This is a genomic window from Streptomyces misionensis (genome assembly GCF_900104815.1).
Classification (GTDB): domain Bacteria; phylum Actinomycetota; class Actinomycetes; order Streptomycetales; family Streptomycetaceae; genus Streptomyces; species Streptomyces misionensis.
In genome coordinates this window covers 8,153,002-8,162,950 of sequence record NZ_FNTD01000004.1, presented here as the reverse complement: position 1 = coordinate 8,162,950, position 9,949 = coordinate 8,153,002, and the positions used below count along the sequence as shown (strand labels likewise).

Here is a 9,949-nt window from a genome sequence, read left to right as displayed (position 1 = left end):
GTGCACTTGGAGATGTTGTACTGTCTGCCGTCTCGCCGCGGTCGTCGACCTGGACGGGCATGCCGGTCGTTGGCTTGCCGAGGTCGTTCGTAGAAGGTGTCGGTCTCGGTCTTACGCCAGCCGTAGGAGACTGTCTTGCGAGTGAGGCTCTTGGCCGGGCGGACCATCTGTGCCGTTAGTGCGCCAGTCCGGAACGTGAACGGCTTGCGGTCGGACCGATGACCGTGGGGACGTCGACGACTGCGTTGTCAAGCCCACCGTCCGAGGCGGTGTAGGTATCAGTCTCGAACGTCTGGCCGGCCAGGGCGTTGTCGTCTGCAACTGTAGTGGCGCCGTCTTGGCTCTTGAGTGCCGGCACCGAGCGGGTTTTTCCGCCTGGCAGTGTGTCGCCGTTCATGCCCAGGAAGTAGTACGTCTTCGTCAGCGTCTTCTTGTCATGGACCGCGGCGCCATTCGTTTCATGGAAGACAGTCGGGTCGCCGGTGGTGACGTCCACCTCGGGGTAACCACGGAACTGGCCCCAGGTCCGGTTTTCGCCTTGACGACCTCGTCGTCGTCGTAGTGCCAGCCCGGGTTGCCCTTGTAGTCGTAGTCCGTCTCCAGCTTGGGCTCGGTACCGTCCTGGTAGGAGTTGTGCGTGTCTTCGGTGACGACCGACGAGACCTTGTACTTGTAGAACCAGTCCATCCATGGTGACGGCTGCCCGTAGGGCGTCCAGTACACCGGGAAGCAGGAGAGGGTGTTGGTTGAGGCGAACGACTGGGCGGCTGCGTCGGTCGGGTCGTTGGGGTCGCTGGCGGGGGCTTTGGAGCAGTCTGGGCGGTCGTAGGTGACGGTGGTCTGGGCGTCGGTCTCGCTGGTGACGGTCTGGATGCGGTCGTGGTACATCAGCGGCATCTGCGGGATCGTTCCCACCCGGTTGGGCAGTTGCAGCGGCGGGTCGAAGTTCACCGCCGGCGTGGAGATGCTGCCCGTGGCTCCGCCCAGAGTGTCGAGGCCGGTGCGTTGAATGGAGTCCAGCCACAAGGTCGGAGCGTGGTCACCGCCGTCGGGGAAGGACTGGGTGAAGGTGTACCTGTCTACTTGCTGGGTCGCACCGTTCGTCTGGATTTGCGTAATGATGGAAGTCAGCCGCTTGCGTGACCAGAAGTTCGGGCCATGGTTGGTGCAGCTTGCTCCTGAAGAAGTGCAGTTGAGGTCGACGGGCACATCTGGCCAGTAGGAGGCGTTCGACGGCGTGAACTGGCTGTCGGCGCAGGTGTTTCCCGACGGAGTTCCCGAAATGCAGCGCTCGGCGGTGTTGAAGACGACCTGTTCCGGTGCGGTGCCGGAGTAGATGGTCGAGGAGGTCATGCCGTAGTCGATGCGTGCGAGGGTGCCGCCGCGGGTGTAGGCGACTGCGGTGTCCTTCATATCTGCGCCGTAGTAGCCAGTCTCCGGCGTGTAGTACCAGGCGGTGGCGTTGTTGTGTGTGTCGACCGCGTAGTCCAGGTTGAATCGGTAACCCAGTGTGCAAGTAGTGGAGGCAAAGTCCGTGCTGTCCGGACACGCGGAGACACCGCTGTGAGCGTGGTAAACCGGAACGGTCCAGGCGGATTTGGTCTCGTCCTTGCTACTGGACCAGCCCGGCAGGTGGTTGAGACCGAAGAAGTACTGCACACCGCCCTCGGTGACCTTGAAGTACTCCCCGTTCGCCGTGCCGTTCGAGGCACCAGTCAGGTCTTCGATTTTGGTGGTGGAGTCGTCGGAGGTTGGCCGGAAAGTTTTGGTGGCATCGTCGTACACGATGTCGGTGGATGCCCCGTTCAGCGACAGAGTCAGGATCTGGCCTGCCCAGCATTCGTCACCGTCGCCCTTCGGCGCGCCGGACGAGGAGTCGTCGCTGCATGGCTTGTAGGTGCGCTCGATATAGCTGTCTGCCATGCTCCAGCCGTCACCCAACCACGAGGACTGGTTGTTCGTGCCCTCGGTACGCGCGTCCTGGCTGGAGGAGTCATACGACAGAGTCACGCTCGGTGATGCTCCACCGACAGCTGGTGGCACTGTGATCGGATAGCTGTAGGTGAACGCTCCAGTGTTCGCCGAGGTCGACCAGGAACCGGCCGGTGACAGACTGGTCGCTGAGTAGTCGCCGGAGGAGCCCGAGGTGCCGGAGGTGGCGGCCATGACAACCGTGGTCCCGGATGCGGGCACTTCGTGGCGACCGGAGGTACCGCCAGCTTTCACATGGGTTGCACCTGGGACAGACACCTGACCAGACAGTGGTGCATCTGGTGTCGTGCGCACCGACGTCTGTACCTGGCAACGTGCCAGTTTCGGTGTCGTCAGCACGCACGCGGGGAGTTCGACGAGATGAAGGCGGGAGGCGAAGTCTCCGCCGAAGGCATAGCGGAATGAGGAGTCGTCCACCTGAAGCGCGATCTTGCCGTTGCCAGGGCTTGTGCGTTGCAAGGTGAACAGTGCGCCGTGGATGCCGGCCGCGAGCGCGGACTTCTGGTCCAGCATCGTCACTCGTACGCGCTGCGTTGCAGTGACAGCTGCCGACCGGTCCTGCACACTCGGTGCGGTGCTGAGCAGCACGGGCATCTTCCCGGCCCGGACTTGAGTCGCTTTGGCACTCAGGCCTGGGGCGACTGTGACGGGCAAGGTGACGGTGGCGCTGCCCGGGGCGGGAAGCTTCGCGTGCCCACTGGGGTTGAAATGCTTGAACGGCTTGGGAGACGGTCCCCGCCTAGGCGTTTGCCGCGTGAACGGAATCCGCTTGTTATGCGGTGCCGCAGAGATTGCGACGCCGTGCTTTGTCGAAGAGGGGGCCGCCACCGCGTCCGCGGGCAGTAGCCCCACAACCAGGGCACCGACGGCGACAACTGCCGTACGTCGAACACTGTGACCGGCCCAGACCGACCGGCTGTCCCGTCTCCACCAGGCTACCCGCCCCATACCGTGCGTTCCCCTCCTCAACGCCTCGCAAGCACAAGCACTCTTCTGCCGGCGCTGTTTGAGGGCACGTCAAAGCAGGGGCAAACATAGATCACTCCCCCCGCAAAGTCTCACGCTAAGCGGTCAGACCAACACTTAAAGTAAAAAAACTTTTGTGAATCAGTAAAGGAATTACCTTGAATGGAACGGAATCTCGTAGTCCACGATCGAGAATAGGTCACCCGCATCAACGGCAACCAGTCGAGCGCTCAATTAGGCCCGGGCTCCCAAGACGTAGCTGCGTCCCGCATACTCCGACCCCGACCTGACCCGATTCCTCACCCCCATATAGGGCACAGTGCTACACAACACCCCGCGCGAGCCTGACATCGCTCGCCCTGCACCTGCCCGGCAAAACATGCGCAAGTAGGCATCTGGATAGCAAGACCGGCTATGGAAGTACGTCAAGAATAAGCCAGACACGTGCGCTCGGCGGTCGATTGTCGATGGTTCACGCCGCTCCTTGCATTCAGAATGCACAGCGGCGCGGACCCAAGGGGGGGCCGCCTGAGTCCCGCGAAGGACGCCAACCTCGATGTCAGCCTTTCGCCCAGCCATATGGGCATTCAGACGTTCCACGTCCAGACCCGTTGCCGTCACCGTCGTCGCCGCTCTCGCCGCCGGGTCACTGACTTCGGCCGTGGTGGCCCATGCGGCACCGGCCGGCCCCACCCGGTCGCCGCATGCAGATTCGTCCGGCAGCACACCGGGGGCCCAACGCAGCCTCAACGCCACCGAGTCCGCCTCTGCACGGGCGAAGGCCACGGGTAAACCGGTGACCATCGATCAACTCACCGATACCGGAACGGTGGTGGTGGCCAACCCGGATGGCACCTTCACCCGCACCGACTCTTCCATGCCGCAGCGCACCTTCCAGCACGGGAAGTGGGTGCCGATCGACACCACGCTGGTGCGGCGGTCTGACGGGACCTGGGCGCCCAAGGCCGTGGTCACGGACGTGTCCTTCTCCGGTGGTGGCTCCGGTGCGCTGGCCACGATGCGTAACGGCCAGGACAAGCTGGGCTTCTCCTGGCCGGGCGCCCTGCCCACACCAGTGGTGTCCGGAGACACTGCTACGTATCCGGACGTGCTGCCCCAGGTCGATCTCCAGCTGACCGCGGACGCCTCTGGCTACTCCTCGGTCCTTGTGGTCAAATCCGCGAAGGCGGCGACCGATCCGCGGCTGCGGCGCCTCGCCCTCGGCACCTCGTCGGCCGGTATCAAGCTGGCCGCGACGCGCGACGGCGGCGTCCAGGCCACGGACAAGCACACCGGCAGGACGGTGTTCCACAGCGACACCGCGCTGATGTGGGACAGCACCGGCCAGAAGACCCCCGCCTCTCTGGTGCGCACCACGTCCGTGTCTTCGGCCCGGGCCGAGCATCGGGCGGCGGCCAAGGTCGGCAAGCACCACGCCCAGGTCAGGATGAGCCTCGAGTCCGGCAAGCAGCTGCTGGGGGTTGACGAGAACCTGCTTTCGGCCAAGAGCACGGCCTATCCTGTCTACATCGACCCCGAGTGGAGCGGCCGACCATCCCAACTGGACTGGGCTCGGATCTCCGACAACGGGTGGAACGTCTACAACTCGACGTCCACCTCGGGTTCCACCAACGCCCGCGAGGGATGGGACAACTCCTACCCCGGCAACGGTGAACGGGCTCGGACGTACTACCAGATGAACACCAGCGGCATTAAAGGTGCCGTGGTCACTCACGCCTCGCTGTATGTGAAGCAGCTCTCCGCCGCCTCCTGCTCCGACACCCCGGCTGCCGTTTACGGCACCGACCGCCCCGCCGGTTGGAGTTCCTCCTCGCTGTACTGGGGCCACGAGCCCGGAGGGCGTACCGGCGCGTTGGGTTCGAACCCGAAGAGCCATGAGGCCGGCACCTGTCCGGTGACCGATGGGGCCAACTCCTGGGTCAGCCCGCCATCGCTCGAGTTCGACGTGACCTCGCGTGCGCAGAGCGCGGCGGCCGGCGGCTGGAAGAGCATGACGCTGATGGTCCAGTCACCCGACATGAACGACGCCACTCAGTGGAAGCAGCTTGCCTACGGTGGCGGCGCCACTATGTCGGTCACCTACAGTTACCGGCCCAAGCTGAACGGCACTCCCGCGCTCAAGCCGTCCACGGTGAGCATGGGCAAGACGATGACCACCACCCACACCCCGACGCTGTCCGCGCGCGCGGTCGATCCCGACCTGGCCGGCGGCAGCGAACTGGTCCGCATGGAGTACAACGTCTACAACTCCTCCGGCACGCTGATACATCAGGGTTTTGGCCCCAGCACGGATTCGAAGAAGCGTGCCCGGTACAACACCAACGGCAGTGACTGGACCTCGCCGAGTCTGCCGGACGGCACCTACACCTGGAAGGCTACCGCTCAGAACGCGGCCGGCTATTGGGCCGGGACGGGCTCTGGCGTCTGGACGAAGACGCAGACCTTCACCGTCGACACCAGCGCGCCGCCGGCCCCGACGGTGACGTCGAGTCAGTTCCCGGCCAAACAGATCGGTGCCGCCTACGGCGACAAGGGAACCTTCACCCTCAGCAACAATCACACCAACAACATCACTGGCTATCTGTTCCGTCTGGACAGCACGCTCGGGAACACCATGTACACCAGCAGTGGTGTCACCAAGTGGAGCACGGGCACGAAGATCGCGCCGGGCACGGCGTACTACGTCAGCTCCGACAACGCTTCGGGCACCGGCACGTCGGTCATCAACGGCAGTGCCTCCCCCGCTTTTGCTCCCGGGGCAACGGGACCGCACACGCTGTATGCGAAGGCCGTGGACCAGGCAGGCTCGACGTCTCTCACTCAGGCGTCCTACGTCTTCTACGCGGGTAGCAGCACTCCGGCGTACGCCTACGGCGACAAGATGATCACCGGTTGGAGCGCGACCAACGCGGACAATACGACGACCTCGGTGCCCGCGGCTACGGTCACCACCAAGGGTGGTCAGCTGATCAGCCAGGCCGCCGGCAGCGGCTACGAGTTCGCTGACGGCTACCAGGCGTTCCTCGGCAACAAGAGCAGTACCTCGAAGGTCGTCTCCGGTGACAGTGTCACCCTCAGCTTCGACATTCCGAAAGACGGGCCCTGGAGTTTCGGTGCCAACCTGACCAAGGCAAAGGACTACGGCATCTACCGGCTGGTCCTGGACGCGGGCAAGCCCACGCAGTCGACGCTGATCAGCGGGTACGACGCCTACAACTCCTACGTCACCACCCAGTTCCTCAACCTGGGCGTACCGAAGGACTCCAGCGGCCAGTTGCTCACCCTCAGGCAGGGTGTCCACACGCTGACGCTCACCCTGACGGGCAAGAATCCCAGTTCCTCTGGGTTCCAGGCGGGTATCGACGTGCTGCGGCTCGGACCGGCGCTGGCGTGCGCGATCAACAGCACCGGAAGCTGCCTGAACAACACCGCCACCAGCACGTTCACGACCACGACCAGCACCGCCGACGCCGACGGATCCGGCAACAGCATCAACTCCGCCGACCTGACAAGTGCCTCGGGCTGGCAGGGTGGGCAGACGGTCACCGTGGACGGCGCCAACGTCACGCTGCCGAAGTTCGGCAGCGGCGCTTACGACAACATGCTCGCCTCCGGCCAGACCATCACCGTCCCGGACAGCGGTGTGGTGAACACCGGTGACTCGGTGGTCTTCCTTGCCTTCGCCACCGGCGGTGCGGCCAAGGGAGCCATCGGCACCATCACCTACGCCAAGGACAACTGCCTGGACCCGGACGGCAACCCGGCTGACCAGTCGTACCAGCTGGACAGCGTGCCCGACTGGATCAGCGGGCCCACCGCGGCGGCCTCGCTGACCCTGGTCCACGAGAACCACAAGGACAACACCCAGACCAGCCCAAGCTCCGGCCCGAAAATCTACGCCGTCAGTGTCCCGCTCCAGTGCCCCGGCTCGATCATCAGCAGTATCTCCCTGCCCCTGTTCACCAACGGAGTCCAGGCCGGACAGCCCTCACTGCACATCCTCGGCCTCGGCCTGCGCCCGATGAGCGTCGCAGGCAGCGGGTCCGACGCCCAGCACTGGGTCGGCACGTGGTCCTCCGTCCAGGACACCGCCAAGGTGCAGCAGTCCGACGGCAGCACCGCGAGCGTGACCGGTAAGACGCTACGTATCCCGGCGCATATCAGCGTCGGCACTGATGGCCACAATGGGGTCCGCGTTCACCTGTCCAACGCTCTGGGCACCGCCCCGGTGACCTTCGACGCGGCTTCCATCGCCCCGCAGGACACCACCGCGGGCGGCGCCGCGGCGGCCGCGGCGCCGACCTTGCTGACCTTCGGCGGCAAGGCTTCCGTCACCATCCCGGCGGGCGGCGACGTCACCAGCGACCCGGTGACGCTGGCCGTCCCACAGCAGGCGACCTTGCTGGTCAGCGTGCAGGTGCACGGCTCGGTGTCCGCCATGCCCGGCCACGCCACGGCCCAGACACCCGTGTGGGCCAGCGACGCAGCCAACCGCACCGGTGACACCGCAGCCGGCAACTACACACAGACGACGTACACCGGGCTGCCGTACCTGGCCGGGATCGACGTCACCACACCCGCCAGCGCTCCCACCGGCTCCCTGGTCCTCTACGGCGACCAGAGCGTCAACGCCGACACCGGCAGCGCCGACGGCCGGCACCACCTGAGCGACGCCATCACCGACGCCATCGCCAACGACGACAACGGGGACCACTCCGTCGACTACGGCATCCTCAACGCCGGGACGAACAGCGGCAGCCTGAACAACAACCTGCTCCCGCAGATCACCAACAGCGACACCCCGACAAGCGCGCTCAACCCCGTAGACCGCAACGTCCTGGCCCAGGGCAACGTACGCACCGTCCTCGTCTCCACCGGCGCCACCGACCTGCTCAACTGCACCAGCGACGCCAACACCTGCGCGACGAAGGTCGAGAACGGACTGGCAGCCCTCAACAGCGAACTCACCTCGTACTACACCGACGACGGGCAGACTTTCCTCAACGGGGCGCGGGTGACCCAAAGCTCCAACCTCACCGTCTACCTCACCACCATCCCGCCGTTCACCGCCGCCCACCCCGGCACCGCCGCCCAGGAAACCGCCCGCGAACAGGTCAACGGCTACCTGCTCGACAACTACCCGATGCAGGTCATCGACTTCGCAGCGGCGGTCTCCACGGACGGCACGTCCACCTCATCAACCGTCAAGGCGGCCGACCTCGCCGGCGGCAACCCCTCCGACACGTACTACGCCGACCTCGCCGGCCTGTACCTGTACGACACCAACACCGATGTCGTCATCGCGCCGAACCTCATCGTCCCTGAAGCCACCGGCAGCGACACCCCCGACAACACGTGGGACCTGGCCGCCGACGGCACCGACGCACGCGGCGACAACCCCCTCACCGCGGTCGGAGGCGCGACCTTCAACACGGCCGGACCCGACGCCGTCAACGCCCCCGCCGCCGCCACCTCCTTCGACGGCAGCACCGGATTCCTGGAAAGCGACCACACCGCCGTCAACACCCTCGCCGACTACACCATCTCCGCCTGGGTCAAACTCGACTCGGCAACCGGCCCCGCCACCGCCCTCTGCGAGGGAACCAGCCAGCACCAGGCCTTCTACCTCGGCTACGACAGGAGCAACCAGGGCTGGATGTTCCAGACCACAACCACCAACGACGACAGCGCCGACTTCCCCACCGCAGAGGGAGACGCCGGCACCGGGGCCCTGGGCACCTGGACACATCTCCTGGTCACCTACACCGCCCCCGTCGACGGAGACGACACCACCGGCGTGATGTCCATCTACCAAAACGGCACCCTGATGGGCACCGCCACCAACCCCACCCCGCAGTACGACTCCTCCATGCCCCTGACCATCGGCGGCTGCGTCAACACACCCGACGCGACCTCCCCCTACAACGCCTTCCCCGGCTCCGTCTCCGACGTCCAGGTCTACCCGTACGCCATGGCGGCAAGCGAAGCGAGCGCGGACAGCGTGGTCGTCCCCTCCGGGTGGGACAACGGCATGCCCGAGGACGAGTGGAGACTCGCCTCGGACGGCACCGACACCGCCTCCCTCAACGCGCTCACCCCGTCCGGCAGCGTCTCCTTCAACTCCGACGCCCCCAGCAAACTGTCCGGCAGCACCGCGTTCGACGGCAGCACCGGATTCCTCAAGAGCAAGCAGAGCGGGGTCAACACACTCGGCGACTACACCGTCTCCGCCTGGGTGAAAATCAACTCAGCACTCGGCACCACCGCCATCTGCCAGGGCACCACACAACACCAGGCCTTCTACCTCTCCTACGACAAACCCAGCGCCGCCTGGATGTTCCAGACCACAACCACCAACGACGAGAACACCGACTTCCCCACCGCCGAAGGTGATCCCAACTCCGCGCCCACCGGCACCTGGACACACCTCGTCGCCGCCTACCGGGCGCCCGTCCCCGGACAAACCAACGCGGGCTCCATGGCCCTCTACCAAAACGGCACCCTCATGGGAACGGCCACCAACCTCAGCCCGCAATACGACTCCTCCATGCCCCTGACCATCGGCGGCTGCGTCAACAGCGCCTCGGCCACCACCCCCTACATGGCCTTCCCCGGCTCCGTCGCTGACGTCCACGTCTACCCGCGGACGCTGTCAGCGACCGAGGTCAGCGCACTCAACTGACCCCGCCACACCACCCGGTCCCCGCCGCTCCCGCAGAACGCGGCGGGGACCACTCTTCAGGCGCCGCCCACCGGCACGGAAGTCACAGCCGCATGCGGCATGACCTCTCCGCGGAACCAGCAACAGCACCCGGCCGTCCACTCCCCCGCCCGCGCCTTCCAAGCGAGGCCCACCGGGAACCCGGCCGGCCGATGTCCCCCAGCGGCGCCAATACAGGACAGCCGCGCTGCCGGCACCCGTGATCTCACGCCTCCGGACGGGGTCAGGCAGGCAAACCCCCGCCCGCTT

Annotated in this window: 3 protein-coding genes; 1 reads left to right on the top strand and 2 read right to left on the bottom strand. The window is 65.7% G+C overall.

Features of this window, described 5'->3' with window-relative positions:
* Positions 1-175: 175 nt before the first annotated feature.
* Complete coding sequence (locus tag BLW85_RS39015; RefSeq protein WP_143060505.1) at positions 176-496, bottom strand: hypothetical protein; 321 nt, start codon at positions 494-496, stop codon at positions 176-178.
* Positions 421-2,580: a hypothetical protein gene (locus tag BLW85_RS37795; RefSeq protein WP_143060504.1), complete on the bottom strand. Its 2,160-nt coding sequence runs from the start codon at positions 2,578-2,580 to the stop codon at positions 421-423. Before BLW85_RS37795 ends, BLW85_RS39015 begins: the two co-directional genes overlap by 76 nt.
* A gap of 1,174 nt (positions 2,581-3,754) precedes the next feature.
* Here BLW85_RS37795 and BLW85_RS37790 point away from each other — a divergent pair.
* Positions 3,755-9,661, top strand: a complete 5,907-nt coding sequence (locus tag BLW85_RS37790) for a LamG-like jellyroll fold domain-containing protein (RefSeq protein ID WP_143060503.1) — start codon at positions 3,755-3,757, stop codon at positions 9,659-9,661.
* Positions 9,662-9,949: the final 288 nt, after the last annotated feature.